Source organism: Nocardia niwae NBRC 108934 = DSM 45340 (genome assembly GCF_001613465.1).
Taxonomy (GTDB): Bacteria; Actinomycetota; Actinomycetes; order Mycobacteriales; family Mycobacteriaceae; genus Nocardia; species Nocardia niwae.
This window is the reverse complement of the sequence record NZ_BDCK01000002.1, coordinates 137,753-161,077: the sequence shown is the minus strand read 5'-3', so window position 1 is coordinate 161,077 and position 23,325 is coordinate 137,753. Positions and strand designations below refer to the sequence as shown.

General features: G+C 69.1%; 22 protein-coding genes. 11 read left to right on the top strand and 11 right to left on the bottom strand.

What is annotated here, in order from left to right:
* The first annotated feature begins 54 nt into the window (after positions 1-54).
* Entirely contained in the window at positions 55-654 is a 600-nt protein-coding gene (locus NNI01S_RS01205) for a TetR/AcrR family transcriptional regulator (RefSeq protein WP_040870930.1), read from the top strand.
* A gap of 206 nt (positions 655-860) precedes the next feature.
* Positions 861-2,015 (top strand): regulator, encoded by a 1,155-nt coding sequence (locus tag NNI01S_RS01200; protein ID WP_245675930.1) that lies wholly within the window; start codon positions 861-863, stop codon positions 2,013-2,015.
* Between the two features lie 106 nt (positions 2,016-2,121).
* On the opposite strand, the gene NNI01S_RS01195 is transcribed toward NNI01S_RS01200, so the two are convergent.
* Together NNI01S_RS01195 and NNI01S_RS01190 are read right to left on the bottom strand one after the other, a co-directional pair.
* Positions 2,122-3,012, bottom strand: coding sequence for a MaoC family dehydratase (locus NNI01S_RS01195; RefSeq protein ID WP_245675929.1), 891 nt, complete (start codon positions 3,010-3,012; stop codon positions 2,122-2,124).
* Positions 3,009-4,367 (bottom strand): 3-oxoacyl-ACP reductase, encoded by a 1,359-nt coding sequence (locus tag NNI01S_RS01190; RefSeq protein ID WP_063016561.1) that lies wholly within the window; start codon positions 4,365-4,367, stop codon positions 3,009-3,011. The genes NNI01S_RS01195 and NNI01S_RS01190 overlap by 4 nt, the downstream gene beginning before the upstream one ends.
* 212 nt (positions 4,368-4,579) lie before the next feature.
* On the opposite strand from NNI01S_RS01190, the gene NNI01S_RS01185 reads away from it, so the two are divergent.
* On the top strand, positions 4,580-5,902 hold the full coding sequence (locus NNI01S_RS01185; RefSeq protein ID WP_063016817.1) for an acetyl-CoA C-acetyltransferase: 1,323 nt from the start codon (positions 4,580-4,582) through the stop codon (positions 5,900-5,902).
* A 57-nt stretch (positions 5,903-5,959) separates the two neighbouring features.
* Here the strand turns inward: NNI01S_RS01185 and gnd are convergent, their stop codons facing one another.
* Positions 5,960-6,988 (bottom strand): phosphogluconate dehydrogenase (NAD(+)-dependent, decarboxylating), encoded by a 1,029-nt coding sequence (gene gnd, locus NNI01S_RS01180; RefSeq protein ID WP_063016816.1) that lies wholly within the window; start codon positions 6,986-6,988, stop codon positions 5,960-5,962.
* 299 nt (positions 6,989-7,287) lie between these two features.
* Here gnd and NNI01S_RS01175 point away from each other — a divergent pair, with 299 nt between their 5' ends.
* Positions 7,288-9,186: a VanW family protein gene (locus NNI01S_RS01175; protein ID WP_063016558.1), complete on the top strand. Its 1,899-nt coding sequence runs from the start codon at positions 7,288-7,290 to the stop codon at positions 9,184-9,186.
* A 62-nt stretch (positions 9,187-9,248) separates the two neighbouring features.
* On the opposite strand, the gene NNI01S_RS01170 is transcribed toward NNI01S_RS01175, so the two are convergent.
* The 3 genes from NNI01S_RS01170 to NNI01S_RS01160 all read right to left on the bottom strand — a co-directional run bounded on the left by NNI01S_RS01170 (position 9,249) and on the right by NNI01S_RS01160 (position 13,246).
* The gene (locus NNI01S_RS01170; RefSeq protein WP_063016556.1) at positions 9,249-10,334 is read right to left on the bottom strand and encodes a glycoside hydrolase family 183 protein; all 1,086 of its coding nucleotides are present in this window, start codon (positions 10,332-10,334) and stop codon (positions 9,249-9,251) included.
* Between the two features lie 87 nt (positions 10,335-10,421).
* The gene (locus NNI01S_RS01165; protein ID WP_245675928.1) at positions 10,422-11,156 is read right to left on the bottom strand and encodes a helix-turn-helix domain-containing protein; all 735 of its coding nucleotides are present in this window, start codon (positions 11,154-11,156) and stop codon (positions 10,422-10,424) included.
* Between the two features lie 254 nt (positions 11,157-11,410).
* Positions 11,411-13,246, bottom strand: a complete 1,836-nt coding sequence (locus NNI01S_RS01160; RefSeq protein ID WP_063016552.1) for an acyl-CoA dehydrogenase — start codon at positions 13,244-13,246, stop codon at positions 11,411-11,413.
* A 352-nt stretch (positions 13,247-13,598) separates the two neighbouring features.
* Between NNI01S_RS01160 and NNI01S_RS01155 the strand changes: the two genes are divergently transcribed.
* Positions 13,599-14,189: an alpha/beta hydrolase family protein gene (locus NNI01S_RS01155; RefSeq protein WP_063016550.1), complete on the top strand. Its 591-nt coding sequence runs from the start codon at positions 13,599-13,601 to the stop codon at positions 14,187-14,189.
* A gap of 4 nt (positions 14,190-14,193) precedes the next feature.
* Here NNI01S_RS01155 and NNI01S_RS01150 read toward each other — a convergent pair whose 3' ends face one another.
* The 4 genes from NNI01S_RS01150 to NNI01S_RS01135 all read right to left on the bottom strand — a co-directional run bounded on the left by NNI01S_RS01150 (position 14,194) and on the right by NNI01S_RS01135 (position 18,261).
* On the bottom strand, positions 14,194-14,868 hold the full coding sequence (locus tag NNI01S_RS01150) for a class I SAM-dependent methyltransferase (RefSeq protein WP_063016548.1): 675 nt from the start codon (positions 14,866-14,868) through the stop codon (positions 14,194-14,196).
* 49 nt (positions 14,869-14,917) lie between these two features.
* The gene (locus NNI01S_RS01145; protein ID WP_063016546.1) at positions 14,918-16,126 is read right to left on the bottom strand and encodes an erythromycin esterase family protein; all 1,209 of its coding nucleotides are present in this window, start codon (positions 16,124-16,126) and stop codon (positions 14,918-14,920) included.
* Positions 16,127-16,221: 95 nt separating this feature from the next.
* Positions 16,222-17,328: a glycoside hydrolase family 183 protein gene (locus NNI01S_RS01140; RefSeq protein ID WP_063016544.1), complete on the bottom strand. Its 1,107-nt coding sequence runs from the start codon at positions 17,326-17,328 to the stop codon at positions 16,222-16,224.
* Between the two features lie 177 nt (positions 17,329-17,505).
* Complete coding sequence (locus NNI01S_RS01135) at positions 17,506-18,261, bottom strand: crotonase/enoyl-CoA hydratase family protein (RefSeq protein ID WP_063016542.1); 756 nt, start codon at positions 18,259-18,261, stop codon at positions 17,506-17,508.
* 117 nt (positions 18,262-18,378) lie between these two features.
* On the opposite strand from NNI01S_RS01135, the gene NNI01S_RS01130 reads away from it, so the two are divergent.
* The 3 genes from NNI01S_RS01130 to NNI01S_RS01120 are packed head-to-tail and all read left to right on the top strand — an operon-like array spanning position 18,379 to position 21,346.
* Positions 18,379-19,908 (top strand): TLP1 C-terminal extension domain-containing protein, encoded by a 1,530-nt coding sequence (locus NNI01S_RS01130; RefSeq protein WP_063016540.1) that lies wholly within the window; start codon positions 18,379-18,381, stop codon positions 19,906-19,908.
* A complete protein-coding gene (locus tag NNI01S_RS01125; protein ID WP_063016538.1) occupies positions 19,905-20,669 on the top strand; it encodes a crotonase/enoyl-CoA hydratase family protein in 765 nt (254 codons plus the stop codon). The genes NNI01S_RS01130 and NNI01S_RS01125 overlap by 4 nt, the downstream gene beginning before the upstream one ends.
* Before the next feature lie 50 nt (positions 20,670-20,719).
* Positions 20,720-21,346, top strand: a complete 627-nt coding sequence (locus NNI01S_RS01120; protein ID WP_063917283.1) for a TetR/AcrR family transcriptional regulator — start codon at positions 20,720-20,722, stop codon at positions 21,344-21,346.
* Here NNI01S_RS01120 and NNI01S_RS01115 read toward each other — a convergent pair.
* Positions 21,330-22,121 carry an alpha/beta fold hydrolase gene (locus NNI01S_RS01115; RefSeq protein WP_063016533.1) on the bottom strand — a complete coding sequence of 264 codons (792 nt, stop codon included), beginning with the start codon at positions 22,119-22,121 and terminating at the stop codon, positions 21,330-21,332. The genes NNI01S_RS01120 and NNI01S_RS01115 overlap by 17 nt on opposite strands.
* 98 nt (positions 22,122-22,219) lie before the next feature.
* Between NNI01S_RS01115 and NNI01S_RS01110 the strand changes: the two genes are divergently transcribed.
* From NNI01S_RS01110 to NNI01S_RS01100, 3 genes are all read left to right on the top strand, one after another.
* Positions 22,220-22,444, top strand: coding sequence for a hypothetical protein (locus NNI01S_RS01110; protein WP_063016531.1), 225 nt, complete (start codon positions 22,220-22,222; stop codon positions 22,442-22,444).
* Positions 22,431-22,727: a hypothetical protein gene (locus tag NNI01S_RS01105; RefSeq protein ID WP_063016528.1), complete on the top strand. Its 297-nt coding sequence runs from the start codon at positions 22,431-22,433 to the stop codon at positions 22,725-22,727. The genes NNI01S_RS01110 and NNI01S_RS01105 overlap by 14 nt, the downstream gene beginning before the upstream one ends.
* Before the next feature lie 129 nt (positions 22,728-22,856).
* Positions 22,857-23,198 carry a hypothetical protein gene (locus NNI01S_RS01100; RefSeq protein WP_063016526.1) on the top strand — a complete coding sequence of 114 codons (342 nt, stop codon included), beginning with the start codon at positions 22,857-22,859 and terminating at the stop codon, positions 23,196-23,198.
* Positions 23,199-23,325 lie beyond the last annotated feature (127 nt).

Genomic DNA, 23,325 nt, shown 5'->3' with positions numbered 1-23,325 from the left:
CGCCGGAACTTACCTTGGAGTAATATATGAAATTCACCTGTGGTAGGAGTGTGGATGGCGGGCGGTACGAAGCGGCTTCCGCGGGCGGTACGCGAGCAGCAGATGCTCGACGCCGCCGTGGAGGTCTTCTCGCGTAAAGGCTTCCACGACACGTCGATGGACGCGATCGCCGCCGAGGCGAAGATCTCGAAGCCGATGCTGTATCTGTACTACGGCTCCAAGGACGAACTGTTCCGCGCCTGCATCCAACGGGAAGGGCTGCGATTCATCGAATCCGTCGCGCCCGCGGGAAACCCCCTGCTCACGCCGCACGAGCAGGTGCGCACCGCGCTGGAGGGCTTCCTCGGCTTCGTCGACCGCAACCGTCGCTCCTGGCAGGTGCTCTACCGGCAGGCCATCGGCCAGCAGGCGTTCGCCTCGGAGATCGAGAACGCCCGCGAACGCGTCATCGAGCTGACCGCCAAACTCCTGGAGTCCAGCGCCAAGCACGCCGAGCCGGGAACGAATTTCGATGTCGTCGCGGTCGCCGTGATCGGCGCGGGCGAGGCCATCGCCGATCGGCTGGCCAGCGGCCGGATCGAGGTCGCCGAGGCCGTGGATCTGCTCGACGATCTGGCCTGGCGCGGTCTCGCCGGACGGAAGAAGACCGAGTAGCCCGCCCATTGCCCGGACCGGTTGCTTCCGCGCCGCCCTCCTGCCACAGTGCGTGAGTTCGCACAGCGCGGACCGGCTCCTTCGACGAGCCGGGGAGAAACGGGGCGGAAGTGTTCGGGTTGCTCACGCCGTGTACGCACGGCGCTCAGAAGTATGGAATCGATGCGGCCGAGTGGCGGGCGCATCTGTGCGGTTTGTGTCTCGGGTTGCGGGACGGGCATGATCAGCTCGCCCGTGCCACCACCAACAAGGACGCGCTGGTACTGAGCATGCTCACCGAGGCGCAGTCCGGCGCCGCGGCCCGCGCCACCGCGGCGCCGTGTCCGCTGCGCGGAATGCGCCGCGCGTCGGTGGTCACCGCCGGCTCGCCCGGCGTGCGGCTCGCCACCACGGCGTCGTTGCTGTTGGCCGCGGCCAAGATTCGCGATCATGTGGACGACGGGGAGGTCTCCGCGCTCGCGCGCAGGCCGCTGGCGAAAGCCGCGACGCGCTGGTATGGCGCGGCCCGCGCGAGCGCGGCGGGAATCGGTCTGGACGTCGATCCGCTCGTCGCGGCGCTCGACGCGCAGGTGCGCCTGGAGCGGGAGGCGAAAGCGCAGTTCAGCGTGGGCGGTTCGGCTGCGGTAGCGAGGTGGGTGCCGGAATCTCTTGCCGCTTCGCCGCATTGGCGCTCGGCGATGGCGGAGTCGGCGGAACCGCTGGACCGCTTGACCGCGCCCACCCAGCTGTGCGCGTCGGCGTTCTTCGCCCACACCGCTGTGCTGGCCGATCGCCCGGACAATATCGACGCGTTGCGTGCGGCGGGCTGGCATTTCGGCCGGATCGCGCATCTGGCCGACGCCCTTACCGACTACGAGGACGACGCGGCCCACGATCGGTTCAATCCCCTCGCGGCCACCGGCACCACGGTTACCGAGGCTTACGATCTGCTGCGGCAATCGAATTCGCGCCTGCGCGCGGCCGTCGCGGCCGCCGAGCTCAGCAGCGTGCCCACCGTGCGCTGGATGCTGCTCGACCCGCTCACCGCGGTGCTGCGGCGGCTCGGCGGCGGGCTCGGCGCGCTCGTCGCCCACACGTGCTCGGTGTCGTCCGAAGGGTCTCCCCGCGCCGGGGGCGGCGTCCACGCGCGCACCGGTCACCGTCCGCCGACTCGCCGACCGGGGGTGGGCGAATCCCTCACGCTCATCCTCGGCGGTTATTGCACCGGTTACGCGTGCTGCGCCGACCACACACAACCGTGCACGGGCGAACGTAAGGACGCGTGGATCAAGAACTGCGATTGCAGCGATTGCGGCGACTGCGATTGCGGCTGCTGCGATTGCGGTGACTGCAACTGCTGCGACTGCGGTTGCGACTGCTGATCGGTATCGCGGGGCGCCCCGGCCGCGCTCGGGTGCGGCAGCGCCGATCCCGCCGAAAGCACGAAGCCGCGCCCGATTCGCGAATCGGGCGCGGCTTCGACTTCGTTCAGCGCAGGGTTGCCGTCAGATGCGGGTATCCCTTCTTGGGATGGCGCAGCGCCAGATCCCACCCGCCTTCGGCTTGGTCGGCATACAGATTGACGGTGGACGGCAGCAGGATCGGCTTACCGAACTTGACCGAGTACGTGGTCTGCTCCGGAATGCGGCCCTCGACCGCGCCGAGAACGGTTGCCGCCGACCACATGCCGTGGGCGATCGACCGCGGGAAGCCGAACGCCTTGGCGCCCAATGCCGACGTGTGGATCGGGTTGTGGTCACCCGACGCGGCCGCGTACCGGGTGATCGTCTTCTGATCCACCCGCAGCGTGCGCAGCGGTGGCGGCGGAACCTCGTCCGGCTTCGGCTCCTGCTTCGGTCCGCCCGACAGCGAGGTGCGTTGCTGGTGCAGGAATGTGGTCACCTGGTGCCACACCAGCTCCCGGCCCACCTTGACATCGCTGATCGCGTCCACGAGCAGTCCCTTCGGGTGCTCGCGCAGGTTCTCGATGTGCGTGCGGATGTCCAGCGGCTCGCTCACCGAGATCTCCCGGGTGCGCTCGATGACGTTCTGCGCGTGCACCGCGCCCACCGCGACGAACGGGAAGTCCCGCGCCACCACCAGCTGCATGGCCAGCGGGAAGGTGAGGATGAACGGATAGGTCAGCGGGAGCGAATCGCCGAACCGCAGACCGGTCGCGCGGCAGTAGGCGGCCAGGTGATCCGGATCGACCCGCAGCCCGTCGAGTTGCACCGCCCGGTCCGGCAGCGCCGGCTTGCGCGCCGACAGCAGCGGCACGGCGCCGAGCGCCGCCTTGACGAACAGGCGGCTGTTCTTGGGCGGTTCGGTGAGGGCGATCACCTGGGTCTTCTCCTTGCCTGCCGGAGCCTGGGTCATCATGCTCCGATCAGGCTCTGCCCGCAGACCCGGACGACGTTACCGGTCACCGCGTTCGACGCCGGGCTCGCGAAGTAGGCGATGGTCTCGGCGACGTCAACGGTCTGGCCGCCCTGCAGCAGTGAACTCATCAGCCGGCCCGCTTCCCGGGTGGCCAACGGGATGGCGGCGGTCATCGCGGTCTCGATGAAGCCGGGCGCGACGGCGTTGATGGTGATGTTCTTCTCCGCCAGCTTCGGGGCCTCGGCGTTCACCATGCCGATGACGCCCGCCTTGGAGGCGCCGTAGTTCGTCTGGCCGCGGTTGCCCGCGATGCCCGCGATCGAGGACACATCGATCACCCGGCCGCCCTCCTTGAGCGCGCCCCTGGCCACCAGGCCCTCGGTGATCCGGTGCGGCGCGGCGAGATTCACGTTGATGACCGCGTTCCAGCGGCCCTCGTCCATGTTCGCCAGCAGCTTGTCCCGGGTGATGCCCGCGTTGTGCACGATGATGTCGATGCCGCCGAAACGCTCGGTGGCGAACTCGGCCAGCTTCTCCGCCGCGTCGGGCGCGGTCACGTCGAGCGCGAGCGCGGTGCCGCCCACCTTGTTCGCGGTCTGCGACAGCGCCTCGCCCGCGGCGGGGATGTCGGCCACGATCACCTGGGCGCCGTCCCGGGCGAACACCTCGGCGATGGTCGCGCCGATGCCGCGCGCCGCGCCGGTCACCACCGCGACCTTGCCGTCCAGCGGGCGGTCCCAGTCGGCGGGCGCGCTCGCGTCGTCCTTGCCGACCCGGATGACCTGGCCGTCGACGAAGGCCGACTTGGCCGAGAGCAGGAAGCGCAGGGTCGACTCCAGGCCGGTCGCCGTCGCGGACGCCTCCGGGTGCAGGTAGACCAGCTGAGCGGTGGAGCCGCGCAGCAGTTCCTTGGCCACCGAGCGGGTGAAGCCCTCCAGCGCGCGCTGCGCGATCTGCTGGTCCACGCCGGAGGCCAGCTCGGGGGTGGTGCCGATGACCACGATCCGGCCGGACGGGGTGAGGCTGCGCAGGGCGGGCTGGAAGAACTCGAACAGCTGCGAGAGGTCCTCGATGGTGCCGATGCCGGTGGCGTCGAACACGAGGGCGCCGTACTTGGTGCCCTGGCTCAGCGCGTCGGCGAAGGTGTAGTCCGACAGCAGGGCGCGCACCGGCTCGGCGACCCGGCCCTTCCCGCCGAGCAGCACCGGCCCGGACAGCGGCGGCTCGCCCGCGACGTAGCGGCGCAGCGGCTCCGGCTTCGGAAGGCCGAGCTTGCCGGCCAGGAACGCGCCAGGCGCGGAGTGTACGAACGATCCATAGAGGTTGGGAGCACCCTTGCTCTTGCTGGCTGCCACTATTCCTACCTTTTCTGAGTTCTGTCTCTCGGGTCTGGGGTATCGCCCCGGCGTGGTCTGCTGGCGCACTTTTGCGGGGGTATGTGTCGACATTAAACTTACTCCAGAGTAAGTTTAATGTAAACAACCGCGACGGGGCGCCGAGCAGCGCGGAAATGTCCGCGCTCGACCGGGCCGCCGGGACACCCATCCACGAGACCTTGGAGACTCGAGTGACTAGCAAAGCCCGTTCGGCGAAGAGCACCGCCAAGACAGGTAAGACCACCCGTCCGGTCGCGATCGTGGGTGGCAACCGGATCCCGTTCGCTCGCTCGGACAAGGCGTACGCGCACGCCTCCAACCAGGACATGTTCACCGCCGCGCTGGACGGGCTGGTCAGCCGCTTCGGCCTGCAGGGCGAGCGGCTCGGCATGGTCGTCGGCGGCGCGGTGCTGAAGCGGGTCGGTGAGCACGGCCTGATCCGCGAGAGCGTGCTCGGCAGCAAGCTCAGCCCCTACACCCCGGCGCACGACCTGCAGCTGGCCTGCGGCACCGGCCTGCAGGCGATCGTCACCGTCGGCGACGCGATCGCCGCGGGCCGGATCGAAGCCGGCGTCGGCGGCGGTACCGACACCACCTCCGACGCCCCGATCGGCGTCAGCGAGGGCATGCGCGAGTGGATGCTCGACGCCAACCGCGCCAAGACCGGCAAGGACCGTCTCAAGCTGGTCGGCCAGCTGCGCCCGAGCATGCTCGGCATCGAGATCCCCCGCAACGCGGAGCCGCGCACCGGGCTGTCCATGGGCGAGCACGCCGCCATCACCGCCAAGGAATTCGGCGTCCCGCGCGAGGCGCAGGACGAGCTGGCCTACCTGTCGCACAAGAACATGGCGGCCGCCTACGACCGCGGTTTCTTCGACGACCTGATCACGCCGTTCCTCGGCCTGACTCGCGACGACAACCTGCGGCCGAACTCCTCGATCGAGAAGCTGGCGACGCTGAAGCCGGTCTTCGGGGTGAAAGCGGGCGACGCGACCATGACCGCGGGCAACTCGACCCCGCTGACCGACGGCGCCTCCGCGGTGCTGCTGTCCAGCGAGGAGTGGGCCGCCGAGCGCAATTTGCCGGTGCTGGCCCGCCTGGTCGACAGCGAGGTCGCGGCGGTGGACTACATCCACGGCCCCGACGGTCTGCTGATGGCGCCGACCTACGCGGTGCCGCGCCTGCTCGCCCGCAACGGCCTGACCTTGCAGGACTTCGACTACTACGAGATCCACGAGGCGTTCGCCTCGGTGGTGCTGGCCACCCTGACCGCGTGGGAGTCCGACGCCTACTGCAAGGAGCGCCTCGGCCTCGACGGCGCGCTCGGCTCGATCGATCGCAGCAAGCTCAACGTCAACGGTTCGTCGCTGGCCGCGGGTCACCCGTTCGCCGCAACCGGTGGCCGCATCGTGGCCTCCACCGCGAAGCTGCTGGCGGAGCAGGGCTCCGGCCGCGCGCTGATCTCCATCTGCGCCGCGGGCGGCCAGGGCGTGGTCGCCATCCTCGAGCGCTGAGTCGCATGCCGCGGGTGGTCCGGCCGGAATCCCGGCCGGACCACCCGCGTGTCCGGGCTACTTGCCCGGCAGCTCGATGTGCCCGCCGAAGGCTTTCCGCATCGCGGAGAGCACTTTGTCCGCGTACAGCGCTTCGCCCCGCGAGGAGAAGCGGGCGAACAAGGCGGACGACAACACGGGCACGGGCACACCGGTGTCGATGGCCGCGTCGATCGTCCATCGGCCCTCGCCCGAGTCGGACACCCGCCCGCTGTAGGAATCCAGATTCGGGTCCGCGTGCAGTGCGGCCGCGGTGAGGTCGAGCAGCCAGGACGCGACCACCGACCCGCGACGCCATACTTCGGTGATCTCGGGCACGTTCAGGTCGTATTGGTAGTACTCGGGATGCTCCAGCGGGGTCTCCTCCGCGGAGAACTCGCCCGTGTGCTCGGCCCCGTAGTTGGCCCGCCGCAGAATATTCAACCCTTCGGCGTAGGCGGCCATCGCCCCGTACTCGATGCCGTTGTGCACCATTTTCACGAAGTGGCCCGCCCCCACCGGGCCGCAGTGCAGATAACCCAGCTCGGCCGTGGACGGCTCGCCGGTGCGCCCCGGCGTCCGTTCCGCCGCGTCGATGCCCGGCGCGATGGACTTCAGCAGCGGGTCCAGGTATTTCACCGGCTCGGCCTCGCCGCCGATCATCAGGCAGAAGCCGCGGGTCAGGCCGAACACCCCGCCCGAGGTGCCGATATCCACGTAGTGGATGCCCTTGGGCTTCAATCGCTCGGCGCGCGCGAGGTCCTCGTGGTAGCGGCTGTTGCCGCCGTCGATGACGATGTCGCCGGGTTCGAGCAGCTCGGCGACCTGGTCGATCACCGCCCCGGTCGCGCCGGCCGGGATCATCACCCACACCACGCGCGGCGTCTCCAGCATGCCGACGAACTCGGTGAGATCGGTGCTGCCCCGGAAGCGGTCGCCGAGTTCCGCGCTCAGTTCGTCGATGTGCGTGGAGCGGCGTTCGTATCCGACGGCGGTGTGTCCGTCCCCGACGGCGCGACGCACGATGTTCGCGCCCATCCGGCCGAGGCCGATCATTCCCAGCTGCATGCCATCCATCTCCCTCGTGTATGCGAAGTCTTGCCGCGGGGTCGTCTCGATTGTCCCGCGTGGGATCGGTCACGGTTCGGCGCGCGGATGTAACGCCGCCCGCGCAGGTCCGATAAACAGGTCGGCTCCGCGCAGTTGCCAGACCCCCGACCCGGCAACTGCGCGGGCCTCTTTGCGTGGTGTACCCGGTTCTTCGCGTGGGATGTGCGCTGTGCCGACCACTGTCGGCGGAACCGTTATCTTGGTGGGGACTCGCATCGGTGCGGGTCCACAATTCAATCGAACGGGGAGGACGGTTCGTGACGAGCCAGCCGAGCACCGGAGGACGCGGCCCACAGCCAGGGGGCGAAGTCGGATGGCGCCAGCTCCTCGGGGCCGAGCGCCCCCAAGGATCGGACCGGACGGTCGCCTGGAGCGGCGACGAGCAGCTCACTCAGCCTTTGCAAACTACCCGGCCACGGCCCGCGCCGCCCGCACCCCGCCGTGCGCCCGCGCGTCGCCCGATCTCCGCTCCGCCGCCGAAGCGCCTGGACAGCGCGACCGTGCGCCGGGCGGGTATCGCGGTCGGCGCCGTGCTCGCGATCGCGGGTCTCGGCTACGTGGTGGACTTGGTGATGTCCTCGGGCGAGGTGCCGCGCGGCACTGTCGTGGCGGGCGTCGAGGTGGGCGGCATGGACACCTCCGCCGCCGATGCGCGGCTGCGCGCCGAACTCGAGCCGAGGGCCGGGCGGGAGCTGCCGCTGCGCATCGGCGACGTGCAGACCCGCATCGTGCCGAGCGCTGCCGGACTGGGCGTGGACTGGGACGCCACCTGGTCGCGGATCGGTACCCAGCCGCTGAATCCGTTCACCCGGCTCGCCTCCTTCGTCACCACCCGGGACGTCTCGATCGTCAGCGCGATCGACGAACCGGCGCTGGAACGTCAGCTCACCGAGCTGCGGGTACACGACCGGGCCTCGGTCGACGGCACCGTCACCTTCGACAAGGCCAAACCTGTTGCCGTGCCTCCTGTTCCAGGACGGGTCCTCGACGTCGCCGCCGCGCGCACGGAATTGGCCGACCGGTGGGTCACCGGGTCGACGGTGGACTTGCCCGTCCACCCCGCGCCGTTGCAGGTGCGTCCGGAGGCCGTGGACAAAGCCCTGCACGAGGTGGCCGAGCCCGCCGTGCGCGCGCCGATCTCGTTCGCCGGCAAAGGCGGATCCGGCAAGCTCGATCCGGAGCAGATCGCGTCCGTCCTGGCATTCGCCCCGGACGGGCAGGGCGGTCTCGCCGTATCGGTGAATCAGGACGCCGCGATCGGCCTGCTCGCGCCGCAGCTGGCCACCACGGAGGTCGAGGCGAAGGACGCGACGTTCGCGGTGTCGGGCGGCAAGCCGTCGGTCGTGCCCGCCGTTGTCGGTGACAAAATCAACTGGCCGAAGACATTCGAGCAGTTCACCGCGCTGCTGGCCGCGCCGGGCGAGCGGACCGCCCAGGTGGTCTACGAGCGGATCGAACCGAAACTGACCACCGAGGCCGCGCAGGGACTCGGCGTGATCGAGCCCGTCGGCTCGTTCACCACCGGCGGTTTCAGCGGCCCCTCCGGCGTCAATATCCGCACGGTGGCCAAGAAGGTCGACGGCGCGATCGTGAAGCCAGGAGAAACCTTCTCGCTCAACGACTTCACCGGCCCGCGAGGCACCGCGGAGGGCTACGTCGAGTCCGGCATCATCGACCACGGCCGTCCGAGCACGGCGGTCGGCGGCGGCATCAGCCAGTTCGCCACCACGCTCTACAACGCGGCCTATTTCGCCGGCCTGGAGGACGCGGGCCACACCGAGCACAGCTATTACATCTCCCGCTACCCCGCCGCCCGCGAAGCCACCGTGTTCGACGGCGCCATCGACCTGAAGTTCCGGAACAACACCCCAACCGGCATCTACATCGAGACCGTCGCGACCAACGCGGAGATCACCGTCCGCCTGTGGGGCACCAAGACGGTCGACGTCGAATCCATCACCGGCGAGAAGACCAAACCGACCGAGCCCAACACCATCACCCTGCCCAAGGGCAAGGACTGCATCGCCTCCGAGGGCGCGCCGGGCTTCACAATCTCCGATACCCGCGTCATCACCGACCGCAAAACGGGACGCGAAGTCTCCCGCAAGACACGCACGGTGAAGTACGACCCGATCCCGGTCGTGAAGTGCGAGTGAGGGCGTAACCTGCGTCGCCGATCCGCCCTGTCACACGTCGGGCAGGGCGGATCGGCGCGTGCTCACAAGGGGGTTCGCATCAGCAGCACGTTGTACTGGGTGTGCTGGGTGACCAGGAAGTAGAGATCGCGGCCCGTCTGATACGGGTAAATCATGGGCGCGTACGCGGTGGGGAGGGCGCGGGCGTCGATGAGAACGCGGGGTTCGCTCCACGGCCCCTCGGGGGCGGGCGCGGTGCGCAGGACGACGCTGTTGGCCGGATCCGTGGTCAGCATGACGTACTGGCCGAGGTAGTCGTTCCACATCACCGAGAGTTCGGCGACGCCGCCGACGATCGGTGCCGCGGTCTTGGCGTCGGTGGGCTTCCACTCCTTGCCGTCCCAGTATTCGTAGGCGTCGATATTCGCGATATCGGGTTCCTTTGCCCGGGAGACGAAACCGGGGTTGTTGCGGCCCGCGGGCGTGCCGTAGCGGTAGACGTAGCCGCCCGCTTTCAAGAAGGCGTTCTGCTGGAAGTTCTCGTGGCCGTCGACGTTGGCGCGCCGGGTGTGGGTGAGCTGTGTCCAGGTGGCGCCGCCGTCGCCGGAGGCGGCCAGGGTGGAGAAGTTGGTGTTCCACTTCCCGTGGTCGCCCCATTCGCGCACCGACATCATGCTCATGTACTGCACACCGCCCACCGAGATGCCCGCCGTGGGAATCAGGCTGATCTCGATGCCCGGAATCTTCGGGCTGGGCAACGGGTTCGGCACCACGTCGTCGAAGATGATGCCCTCGGCCGGGTCGTGTCTGGAGCTGCGGAACAGCACATTGCTCGTCCACGCCCAGATGCTGCCCGCGAGGAGATTCGGGATGCCGATGCCCGCGCTGTCACCGAAGGCGGTGATCATGCGGCCGTTGCCGTCGTCCCACATGATGCCGAGATCCGTGCCGAGCACGTTGACGCTCTGGGTGCGATTCGGGCTGTCCATGCCGGTCACCTGGAAAACCGCTTTGGTCGGGCCGGGCAGGTCCGGCAGGCCGTGAATGCCGTTGAGCGCCGGGATCGGAATGACATTGTTCGGGTCGGCCCCGGCGGGAGCGGCCGCGGCCAGCGTCAGGACCGCGGCTAGCGCGCCGGCCCCGGCGAGTGCGGACAGCGATCGAGTCATCCGGCAATTCCCTTCCTCTGGGACGCAGTCTGCTCGGGTCATTCTGCCCGCTCGCCGCCGCGATGTCGCCTACATCGAGGGGTTGGCTCAGCGCGTTCGGCCGATCGTGACCAGCCGGTAGAGCCACCACGGGCGCTCCGGGAGCTCGGGACTGTAGACCCGCATGCTCATCGAGCGGACCCGGCCCGTGGCGAGCTCGCGCACCTGCAACCGGCGGCGCGGGATGTCGGCGGCGCGCACCTCCGTGGTCCACATGCGGTCCCAATCGGGACAGCGGCGGCAGCGTTCGGCGATCTGCTCGACGCGCTCGCGCGGGGCGAGTGGGGACAGGAAGCGGAAGGCGTCGACGAGCAGGTGCGCTTCCACGGCCCAGTCCACCATCACTCGCCGGGCCGCCGCATCCAGGAACATCCACTCCAGCACGTTTCCCCGGGCGACCGCACCCGGGAACACCCGCTGGTAGGCGGAATTGGCCTCCACCAGATCCTGTGTGGGCATCCGCTGGTAGCAGGCCGGATCGGGGAGACTGTGCAGGTCGGCCTGATCCTCCGGGGTCGGCACGTCGGGGCCGGGCCCGTAGGCCGCAGTGAAGAAGCTCGGCTGGGTCAGCGCGACGATGTGCTTGCGATACCAGATAGGCACCTCGAGCGCGTCGAACAAGCGTTGCAGCAGTGTGTGATTCGGCGCGACGGCACCGATCTCGACCTGGTCCAGCCCGGCCTCGGTGAGCCCGGCGCGCGTAGCGAGATGGGCGGCTGTCAGCCCCGCGGCGAGGCGTCGTTCGCGCAGATAAGCGCCGATGCCAGTTGCGTTGCGCGTCACCTCGGGCACCTCTGCCGGCATGTCGAGTGCCGAACTGTGTGAAGCGGGAGGCTCCTGTCGCCTCCCGGGAGCACGCAATCTACCGGAGAGGATCGGCGTCGAGCGGTGATCGAACGTCACGAAACGACAAATCTAGACGACGACGGCCCGGAGAGGATCTCCGGGCCGTCGAGCCGTTGCGGCTGCTTTGCCCGTCGTTCGGCCCGGTGCGGGCTGCGGACGGACTACAGCGCCATCTATGCGGTTGGCGAGCGTCAGAAGGCGGCTTCGTCCAGCTCCATGATGTCGTTGTCCAGGTTGGACAGCACCGCGCGGGTGGCGGTCAGCTCCGGCAGGATGTTGCGGGCGAAGAACTGCGCGACCGCGATCTTGCCGTTGTAGAACGCCTCGTCGGCGCCGGTCGCACCGTTGTCCAGCGCCGCGATGGCGACCTCGGCCTGACGCAGCAGCTGCCAGCCGATGAGCAGGTCACCGACCGAGAGCAGGAAGCGCACCGAACCCAGGCCGACCTTGTACAGCTCGCTCGGCTGCTCCTGGGCGCCCATCAGGTGGCCGGTGAGCGTGGCGGCCATGGCCTGCACGTCCTCCAGCGCGGTGGCCAGCAGCTTGCGCTCGCCCTTCAGGCGGCCGTTGCCCGCCTCGGCGTCGATGAACTTCTGCACCTGACCGGCCACGTGGGCCAGCGCGACGCCGCGGTCGCGGGCGATCTTGCGGAAGAAGAAGTCCTGCGCCTGGATGGCGGTGGTGCCCTCGTAGAGCGAGTCGATCTTCGCGTCCCGGATGTACTGCTCGATCGGGTAGTCCTGCAGGAAGCCGGAACCGCCCAGGGTCTGCAACGACTCGGTCAGGTACTGGTAGGCCCGCTCGGAGCCGACACCCTTGACGATCGGCAGCAGCAGGTCGTTGACCCGCGCGGCCAGGTCGGCGTCCGCACCGGAAACCTGCTGCGCCACATCGGCATTCTGGTGAGCCGCGGTGTACAGGTAGACCGCGCGCAGGCCCTCGGCGTACGCCTTCTGGGTGGCCAGCGAACGACGGACGTCCGGGTGGTGGGTGATGGTCACGCGCGGCGCGGCCTTGTCGGTCATCTTGGTCAGGTCGGCGCCCTGGACCCGCTCCTTGGCGTAGTCCCGCGCGTTCAGGTAACCGGTCGACAGGGTCGCGATGGCCTTGGTGCCCACCATCATGCGAGCGTGCTCGATGACGTCGAACATCTGCGCGATGCCGTTGTGCACCTCGCCGACCAGCCAGCCCTTGGCCGGGATGCCGTGGCCGCCGAAGGTGACCTCACAGGTGGCCGAGACCTTCAGGCCCATCTTGTGCTCGACGTTGGTGACGAAGACGCCGTTGCGCTCGCCCAGCTCACCGGTCTCGTGGTCGAAGTGGAACTTCGGTACGAAGAACAGCGACAGGCCCTTGGTGCCCGGCCCGGCGCCCTCGGGGCGGGCCAGCACCAAGTGCATGATGTTCGGGAACAGGTCGTCGGAGTCGGCGGAGGTGATGAACCGCTTGACGCCCTCGATATGCCAGGTGCCGTCTTCCTGCTTGATCGCCTTGGTGCGGCCGGCGCCCACGTCGGAACCGGCGTCGGGCTCGGTCAGCACCATGGTGGCGCCCCAGCCCTGCTCGGCGGCGATCTCCGCCCACTTCTTCTGCTCGTCGGTGGCGTTGTTGTAGAAGATGTTCGCGAAGCCGGGGCCCGCGGCGTACATGAATGCGGCCGGCTGCGCGCCCAGGATCAGCTCGGCGATGGCCCAATAGGCCGCGCGCGGGATCGGCAGGCCGCCGAGTTCCTCGGCGATGCCCAGCTTGTCCCAGCCGCCGTCCTGCAGGGTGCGGTAGCTCTTCTTGAAGGACGCGGGCAGGGTGACCGTGTGGTTCTCGGGGTCGAAGACCGGCGGGTTGCGGTCGGCGTCGGCGAACGACTCGCCGAGCGGACCCTCGGCCAGGCGACGCACCTCGTTGAGCATCTCCTTGACGGTGTCCGCGTCGAGATCGCCGTAGGCGCCGCTGTCCAGGATCGACCCGAGGCCGAGAACCTCGAAGAGGTTGAACTCCAGGTCGCGGACGTTGCTCTTGTAGTGACCCATTGTCAGTACTCACTCTCCGTTGAGTTGGTGCGGTCGGTATGGTTGCCGTTCCCGCCCGTTGTTCGCTCCACCGGGGTAGTCGTGCCGGTTTTCCGCATGCTACTCGCGGGTAACTTATGCAACATATTACCGGCCGGTAATGACTGCGCAAAGAGCTGAGCAGGCAATGTGACGCGTTTTACAGTGTTTGATGGCCGCGGCTTCGTCGCGAACGGGACAGGCTCGGTCTCGCTTCGCTCGAAACCGGGGGCTGAGTGCGCGGGGTGCGTTGGTGGTGAAGGTCGCTGATCGGGTGTGCGCGGCGGTGTGGCGTCGCGGTTCGGGGCGGAACCGGCGCGGCAGAATGAGTGCAATGCTGATCGAGACGAGTGCCGGGCCGGCTGAGGTCGAGCTCGAACAGCCGCGCAAGCCCGCTTTTCTCCTGCTGCTCACGCATGGCGCGGGTGGTGGGGTGGAGGCGAAGGACCTGCTCGCGGTGCGGGATGCGGCGCTGCGGCTCGGGGGTGGGGTCGCGCGGGTGGTGCAGCCGTATCGGGTCGCGGGGCGGCGGGCGCCGGGGTCGGCGGTCAAGCAGGACGAGGCTTGGCTGGAGGTCGTCGCTCGATTGCGCGGGCGCAAGCGCATTCCGCTGATCCAGGGCGGGCGCAGCAACGGGGCGCGGGTCGCGTGCCGGACGGCGGTCGCGGCGCGCGCGCGTGGCGTTCTCGCGTTGTCGTTTCCGTTGCATCCGCCGGGCAAACCGGAGAACTCGCGCCGGGACGAGCTGCTCGCCCCCGGTGACATCGACGTCGTGGTCGTCAACGGAGCCAACGACCCGTTCGGCATTCCCGATCGCGCCGACGCCGCCGAGGTGCGCGTCATCCCGGGACAGCCGCACGCCTTCCGCGCCGGGTTCGACCTGATCGCCGAGACCGTGACCCCGTGGCTGGAGCGCTGGTCCTGAATCCCTAGTCGGCCGGGCGGGTGGCGATGACCAGGGCGTCGATGGCGTCGCCCGTTTCGGTGGGCCGGTAGACGCGGTCGGCGATGCGCACGCGCACCTGGCCCGCCGCCGCCAGGGGGCCGAGGTCGGCGACGATGTCGTCGGGCGTGAAGAGGATGGCCGGATCCTGCGGCCCACCACACCCGTCGGTGATGTTGGTGGTGTCGTGACCGAGCACGAGCAGGGTGCCCTCCGGGGCGAGTAGCCCGGCCACCTTGCGGACCAGCTTGCGGCGCGGCTCTGTGGGCAGGTGCAGGAAGACCATCAAGACCAGCTCGAACGGCCCGGTGACCCCCGCTTCGTCCAGGTCCGTGACGTCGGCGCACTGCCAGGTGATGCGACTGCGGACCGAGCGGGACAGGCGCGACGCCACGGTGCGGCCTTTGTCGATGCCCACCTGGGAGTAGTCGACGGCGTGCACCTGCCAGCCGTGCGTGGCGAGCCACAGGGCGTTGCGGCCCTCCCCGCACGCCAAGTCGAGCGCGCGGGGGAACTCCGGCGCATCGCCCTCGGGTGTGGCGCCCTGCAGCGGTGCACGGCGTTCCAACCCGTAGACGTGCTCCACCACGGTGTTGTTCGGCGGTGCGCCCCAGACCAATTCCGTTTGCGCGTAGCGCTCGTCCCAGTCGGCCGCATCCATATTTCGAGTCTATTGATCGCGCGGCCCGCGTTCCGTGGGGTTGCCCGAGTCAGTCCGATACCTGCGAGAGCCAGTGCACCGGCGTGGTCTCGCGCAGGTGGATCAGTACGTCGAACGCGTCGGCGAGCGACGCGAGCCGGATGTTCGCCGAGGCGTCGGCGGCCGGGTCGTAGACGCCGCTGATGGTGCGCAGTTTCGCCGGGCCGGTCAGCCAGCCGCGTACCGGTTCCGGCGCCGCGGCGCGCAGGTCCACATAGTAGGCGGGCAGTTCGACCTCGCCGAGTGCGGCGTCGACCAGGTCCGGCTGCGGGTCGGGCGCCACGGCCGCGCCGAGATCGCCGTGATGGAAGCCGATGCCGACGGACGCGTACCCGGCGCCCAGCTCAGCGCGCAAATGACTTCCCGTACCGCGGAATTCGGCGGTGCCGAGCACGATCGGAAGGCTGCTGGTGTGCGCGAGCCCGTCCCAGTAGACGATTCCGGCGCCGGTCGAGCGCTGCCATTCCAGCACCCTTTCCGCGGCCGGCCGTTCGTCTCGGGCGAATCCCCGGCCCGCGACGCTCTGCTGGTGGAAGTCGAGGATCAGGCGGGCGTGGGCGAGCGCGGTGGCGCGCTCGCTCGTGTCCGGCAACTCCGCGAGCAGTGCGAGGGCGTCTTCGGCGTGCTCCGCGAACGGGCGGCCGGGATGACTGCCGTGGTGTCGCTGGACGTGCTCGTCGACCTGGTGCGCGGTGCGGATCGGGGCGAGGTGCGCCTCGATCGCGGCGAGCCGGTCGGGAGCCGCGTGGCGCACGTGATCGAGCACCGCGTCGTAGTCGCTCGGCTCGGCGCGAGGCGGTTCGACACCGAAGATGCGCACCGGATCCTTCGGATGCGCCAGGTTGTAGGCGCGAATCCAGTGCAGGGTGGCCACCGATTCCTCGGTGCGCCACGGACGCCAGGCGCCCGCGAGCACCGTCTCCGGGTCGCCGGCGCCGGCGGTGACGAACCGGTCCCAGCGTTCCCCGGAGCGCGCGCTGTCCTGAATGGCGAGCGCGCGGAACCCATGTCGTTCGATCAGTGCGCGCGACAGCCGCTCGCGCACCCCGAAGGTCTGCCGGGAGAATCGCGTCGACTCGCCGAGGCCGACCACGGTGGCTGCGCCGAGCCGCGCGATCAAGGCGTCGAGATCCGCGGCGGAAGCATCCGGATCGGAGCTGTCGATCGCGACGGCGTTGTCGCGCAGCCAGGCGCGGACATCGACGGTGGTGCTTTGCATGGTGCCTCCCGGAGACGTGAACGGTCCAACGCGATCAGCCTCATACATCAACTATTGTTGAGGTCAAACGTCGCGCCGGACCGCCTGGTTCCGGGCTACAGCGTGGTGCGCATCAGCAGCACGTTGTACTGGCTGTGCACCGTCGTCAGGAAGTACAGATCGCGGCCGGTCTGGTAGGGGAAGATCGAGGGCGCGTACGCGCTGGGCAATTCCCGTGTGTCGATCAGTACTTCGGGTTCGCTCCACGGGCCGACCGGCGAGGACGCCCGCCGCATCACCACGGAATTGAATCGGTCGGTGGTCAGCGAAATGTACTGTCCGAGATAGGCGTTGTACATCACCGACAGTTCGCCTACACCGAACATGATCGGCGCGGCGGCATTCACGTCGTTCTTTCGCCACGCGCCGCCGTCCCAGTACTCGTATTCGGCGAGATTCGCGATGTCCGGCGCGCGCACACGGGCGACATGGGCGGTGTGATTGCGCCCGGACCGCGTGCCGTATTCGTAGATGTATCCGCCGTCGGCGAGGAAGGCGTTCATCTGGAAGTTGGCGTTCCCGCCTTCGTTGTTCCGCCGCGTTTCCGGCAGTTCGGCCCAGTTCTCGCCGTTGTCCCCGGAGACGGCGAGGCCGGAGTAATTGGTGCTCCACTGTCCGACGTCGTCCCAGGTCCTCACCGACATCAAGCTCATGAACTGCACGCCGTCGACCGAGATGCCTGCGGTGGGTATCCGGCTGATCTCCAGGAAGGGAATCTTCGGGCTGGGAATCAAGTCGCGCGCCTGGCCGAATACGTCGCGCACCACGCTGTCGAAGAAGATGCCCTCGGACGGATTGGTGGTGTGGCTGCGCAGGAGGATATTGCTGCGCCAGGCCCACATGCTGCCCGCGAGCAAATTGGGGAACCCGACGCCCGCGGTGTCGCCGAACGCGGTGAGCATTTCGCCGTGCCCGTTGTCCCACATGATGCCGAGGTCGGTGCCGAGGACGTTGTAGGTCTGGGTGTTGTTCGGGCTGGCCATGCCGGTCACCTGGAAGACCGCCTTGGTGCGGCCGAGCAGATTCGGTAATCCGGTCGTGCCGTTGAGCACCGGAATCGGATTGATCGCGTTCGGGTTGGCGATGGCGGGGGTAGTCGCCGTGAAGAGCAGGGCCGAGGCACCCGCCAGCGCCGAGAGTAGGAAGGATGCGGTCTTGATCACTGTCTGTGAGCCCTCCGGTTTCTTCCCGAGAGCGGTGGCGAAACACGGACGTCCCGCGATACACAGACCCTTCGCAGTGTGCCTCGCACCACTTGTCGACTGGCTGGCAAATCGTGCAAATGCTAACAGCGGAACCGGGCGGAGGGAGCCTTCTCAGACATACTGGCGAATTTTCAGCTATTTTCCTGCTCGGCCGCCGATCGCCTTGCGGATGATCAACGGGAGTTGGGTCGCGCGCTCCACGGCGAGGGTTCGCCGGGTTGATGCCTGCCACGACTTCTCGAAGAGGCGCTTGGCGGCGGCCACCGCGTGGGGCGACCGCGTCGCCAGGCGGTCGGCGAGTTTCTCGGCCTCCGCGAGGGGGTCCTGCGCCAGTTCGGTGACCAAGCCGATCCGTGCGGCGTAGGCCGCGTCCACGGTGTCCGCGGTCATCGTGAGCAGGAGGGCTTTGTCCATGCCGATCAGCCTGGACAGTGTCGCCGCGCCGGTCATATCCGGGACCAGGCCGTGCTTGGCCTCCATGACGGAGAACTCCGCGTCGGGGGTGGCGAAACGGACGTCCGCGGCGAGGGCGAGCTGCAGTCCGCCGCCGTAGCAGCGCCCGTGTACCGCGGCGATCACCGGTACCGGCAGGCGGCGCCAAGCCCAGCACGCCTCTTGGAAGGCGTTCGTGCCGCGCCAGGGCAGGGGAACGAAGTTCCGTACGATAGCTAGGGGATCGCTGGTAGCGGCGGCGACGTCCAGTCCGCTGCTGAAGCTGGGTCCGTTGCCGGACAGGATAACCGCCCGCACATCGTGGCGGCGAGCCACCAGCTTCGCGCTAGCAACCAGCTCGTCGAGCATGTCGATGGTCAGGCCGTTGTGTTTGTCCGGACGGTCGAGGGTGACGTACGCGCGGTGGCCGTCGAATCGCACGGCGATGTGGCTGCTCATGCGCGAATCTTACTCGTGAGTCAGTTGCGTTGCTCGGGCTGTTGCCGGAGGACTCCGCCTCTGTTCTAATCGGACTCAAGTTACCGTCAATGTTGACGGTTATGGAGCGGAGGACGCATGCTGCCAGCCGGAATGGACCCGAGAACGCCGGTGCTCGTCGGCGCCGGGCAGGTCGTGCACCGACCCGGCGAGCCGGGTCTGCCGGGCCCGGTCGAACTCGCCGCCGAGTCCCTGCGCCGCGCGGGCGCCGACAGCGGCGTCGGCGACCGTCTGCTGCGGTCGGCCGATCTGATCGCCGCCGTCGCCCCGGTCAGCCGCCCCTACGGCGACCTGGGCGCGCTCGTCGCGGCCGACCTCGGCGCGGCCCCGCGAAAAACCGTGCAGTCGGTGCGTTTCGGCGGCGACGCGCCGCAGCGGCTGCTCAACATCGTCGCCCAGGCCATCGCGGACGGCCGTTCGGACGTCGCGCTGCTCGCCGGGGCCGAAGCGGTGTACTCCGGGACGGCGGCCGCGCGCACCGGAGCGGCGGTGGACTGGCCGGATCAACCGGAGGACGTGGGTCCCGACGAGATCATCGGCTCCGATCGTGGCCCGAACTCGGAGATGGAGACCGCCGCGGGCCTGTGGGGCCCGGTGTATTTCTACGCGCTCATGGAGACGGCGCTGCGCCGCAGACTCGGGTCGAGCGCTGCCGCGCACAGCGAGCGGATCGGCGCCCTGTGGTCGCGGCTGTCGGGAATCGCGGCGCGCAATCCGTACGCCTGGCAGCCCGCCGCGCAGCCCGCCGCCGACCTCGTGACACCCGCTCCCGCCAACCGGATGGTATCGACGCCGTACCCGAAGCTGATGGTCGCGAACCTGAGCGTCGACCTGGGTGCCGGGCTCATCCTGTGCAGCGCGGCCGCCGCCGACGCCGCCGGTGTGCCGCGGGACCGCTGGGTGTTCCCGCATGCGGGCGCCACCGCGACCGACGAGTGGTTCGTCTCCGAGCGCGCGGACATGTCCCGCTCGCCCGCCATCGCCGCCGCGGGAAAGGCGGCTCTGGGTGCGGCGGGGATCGCGATAGACGATGTCGCGCACATCGACCTGTACTCGTGCTTCCCGGTGGCGGTGCAGATCGCCGCGGAGGAACTCGGCCTGCCGATCGACGATCCGTCCCGTCCGCTGTCGGTCACCGGCGGCCTCACCTTCGCGGGCGGGCCCGGCAACAACTACACGACGCATTCGATCGCGACGCTGTCCGGCCTCCTGCGCGCGGAACCCGACGCGTACGGCCTGGCGACGGCGCTGGGTTGGTACAGCACCAAGCACGGCGTCGGCATCTACTCGGCCAAGCCGCCCGAGCGGCTGTTCCGTGCGATCGAAGCGGAGGTGCCCGCGGCACGGCGCGAACCAGCGCCCGGATACACCGGTCCCGCCACCGTCGAGTCCTACACCGTGGCCTACCGGAAGGGCCCCGCGCCGGACCACGCCGACGAGCCGGAAGCCGTTGTGGTGAGCGCGCTGACGCCCGCGGGGACCCGCATACTGGTCCGGGCGTCGGATGCCGACACCCTCGCGGCGTTCACCGCGGGCGACCCGCTCGGCGCGGACGCCGAGATCGCCGCGGACACGTTCACCCTGCTCACCGAGAGGAGCGCCCGATGAACGACTCGGTCCTGATCGAGCGGCGCGACGCGATCACCGTGCTGACGGTCAACCGTCCCGAGGCGCGCAACGCGATCAATCTGGCCACCGCGCAGGCCATCGAGGCCGCCGTCGACGAGTTCGAAGCCGACGCCGCCGCGCGCGTGCTCGTGCTCACCGGCGCAGGTGGAACCTTCAGCGCCGGGATGGATCTCGTCGCCGCGTCGAAGGGCGAGATGCCGATGACGCAACGCCGCGGCCCGCTCGGCATCACGGCGAAGCCCCCGGCGAAGCCGATGATCTCCGCGGTCGAGGGCTTCGCGCTGGCCGGTGGTTTCGAGCTGGCGCTCGCGGGCGATCTCATCGTCGCCGCACGTGACGCGCAGTTCGGCATTCCCGAGGTCAAGCGCGGTCTGGTGGCCGCGGGCGGTGGCGTGCTGCGCCTGACCCAGCGGCTGCCGCGCAGCACCGCCGCCGAACTCGCGCTCACCGGAGGGCGGATCGGCGCCGAGCGGCTGCACCAGCTGGGCTTGGTCAACCGGGTCACCGATCCGGGTGCGGCGCTGTCGGTGGCGCTGGACCTCGCGGCCGAGATCGTCGCCGCCGCACCGCTCGCGGTCGCCGCGAGCAAACGCATCATCGACGAGTCACCGGATTGGCCGGTCGCGGAGGGCTTCGCGAAGCAGGGCGAGATCGCGCTGCCCGCATTGATTTCCAAGGACGCGGCCGAAGGCGCGCTGGCGTTCGCGCAGAAGCGCGAGCCGCAGTGGCAGGGCCGCTGACGGGCGGGCCGGGACACGTCCGGCAGCCGCAGGCGCAGCGCAGGGAGCGTATGCGCACGCGGTTGCTGGACGCGGCGGTGGAAAGCCTGGTCGAGGTCGGCTACGCGGGAACGACCACGCTCGAAGTGCAGAAGCGGGCGGGCGTGCCGCGCGGGACGTTGCAGCACCATTTTCCCACCAGGGCCGATCTGCTCGCCGGTGCCGTCGAGCATGTCGCGCGCCGCAGATTCGACCAGCTGACCAGCGAATTCGAGGCCATTCCGGACGGCGCGGACCGATTGGAGACAGCTGTCGAGCTGACCATGCGGATGCTCAGCGGCCCGTCGTTCTGGGCGGCGCTGGAGATGTGGGTGGGCGCGCGGACCGATCCGGAACTGCGGGCGGCGTTCCTTCCGCTGGAGGTCCGCCTGTTCGAGTTGATGCACACCAGCATTCGCGACAGCTTCCGGCGCGAGTTCCCGGATGATCCCCGAGTGCCGACGATCACCGAGTTCACCATCGAGATCATGACCGGGTTGGCCCTGCGCGTGCTGCTCACCGGTGACGTGTCCCGGAACCGGATTCTGCGGCACCGGTGGGGCAACGCCGTGCGCGTGCTGCTCGGCACGGCGGCCGCGGACACCTTGCTCGATCCGCCCGCGGGCCGAACCGGGCAGACGCCTACCGCCGGCGGGTGATCGTCTCCAGCAGAACCTGTGCGCAGCCCGCCGGGTCGTCGAAGAACGGCGTGTGCCCGCTGCCGTGCAGCGTGACGTGCTCGGCGTCCGGCAGCAGGCTGCGCGCCTTACGGCTCTGGGTCGCGTAGGTGAGCAGGATGTCGCGGCTGCCCCAGGCGATCGTCACCGGAATGTCGGCGAGGGCGTCGATTTCGGGCGGTCGGACATCGGTGAACGAGGCGATCGCCTCGTCGAACCCGGCCGCGTCCGCCGCGCCGATGGCGGTGTCGAGTGCCACTTGCGCATCCAGCGCCCATGGTTTGCCGAAGACCAGTGAGAGGAAGACGGTCCGGCCCGCGGCAGTGCCGAGTACGGACGGCAGGGCCGGTCGCAGCTTGCGTGCCAGCGCTCGCGACTTGCCCAGCGACTGCTGGCACCACACGCGACCGGCAATATCCCAGAATCCGATCGGGGAGTAGGCGGTCACCGAGCGAGCCAGCCCTCGTGTGCCCAATTCCAGCGTGATCAGCCCGCCCATCGAGTTGCCCGCGAGATGCGGTTGTTCGATCCCCTGGGCGGCGAGGAATTCGGCGAGCGCGTCGGTGAGGTTGGGCACCGTGTTGTGCGCGAGCGGGCGCGTCGATCCGCCGAAGCCGGGCAGGTCGACGGCGATCACTTCGTACGACGCGGCCAGTGTGTCGATGATCGGCTCCCACACCTGCCACCGGCTTCCGACCCCGTGTACCAGCACGAGCGGGTCGCCCGCGCCGACGCGGTGATGGTGCAACGTCGTCATGCGCCAACCCTAACAGCAGTCACCTGTCGTCAGTTGGGATCGCGGTCCGTGTGGCGAGGGGTGGTGCCGAGCCGCGCCCGGCCGGTAGGATAATTGGTATGGCAACGCGTAAGGTCACCCTTTCGCTCGATGAAGCCGCCTGGTCGTACGCCGAACAAGCGGCCGCTCGCGCGGGAATGTCGCCGTCGGCTTGGATATCGAAGGCCGCGCGACGGGAGGCCGTGCGCACCGGTGTGGGTCCGGTGTCGGATGTGACCGCCGAGGCCGCCGCGGACGCGGCCGAGCTGGCGGCCGCCGAGGAGGCGATGCGTGCGTCGGGGTGAACTGTGGATCTACAACCCGCATGGTTCGCCGCGCCGCCGAACGGTCGTGCTCATCAGCAGTGACGGCATCAACGAATCGCCGCGCCCCTGGCTGATCGCGGCCGAGGTGATCGAGGACGATCCGCAGGACATTCTCGCGGTTCCGGTAGAGCAGCACGGCTGGGTGCATGCCGGGAACATCGGGCGCATCTTCCGTGGTTGGCTGGCCGAGCGGGTGGACGTGGTGGACACCGAGACTTTGGAACGGCTCGACACCGCGTTGCGCGCTGCGATGGACCTTTGAGGACTTCCCGGTAAATCAGTGCGCGACAGCGTATCCAGCTGTGAATGCCATCCACGACTACCGCTGGACGCCACACGGCATTATGGTGGCCACGCCACCGACAGTGGTCAGTCGAGGAAGAGGAGTCAGGTGCGGATCTGCATGATCGCCGCGGCGCTGATCGCGCTGCCGGTGCTCGCGGCATGCGGCAGTGACGAAGAGGCGGCGGCGCCGACGGTGACGCAGGCCGATCTCGCCAAGTCGCTGCAGGACAAGGGCCTCAAGAACAAGCAACTGGCCGAATGCGCCGCGAAGGTGTTCGTCGATCAGGGAATCTCGCAGGCCGGACTGCGGATCATGATCAGCGACGAGTACGACACCAAGTCTCCCAACCAGGAAACGCTGGGGATGAGCAAAGAGGACGCGGACAAGGCGCGCGCGGCCAGCGGCCGCATCGCCGGCGAGTGCATGTCGGCGCCCCAGGCGCGCTGATCAGGTCGGCCGTCGCCCAGGGTGCGTCGGCCGACGCTTCGCATAGCGAGGCGGTGCGGCAGACCGTACGCTGACGCTACGTCGACGCGGGTGTCGACCAGAAGCCGAGGTCCGACCGTGTCACAGC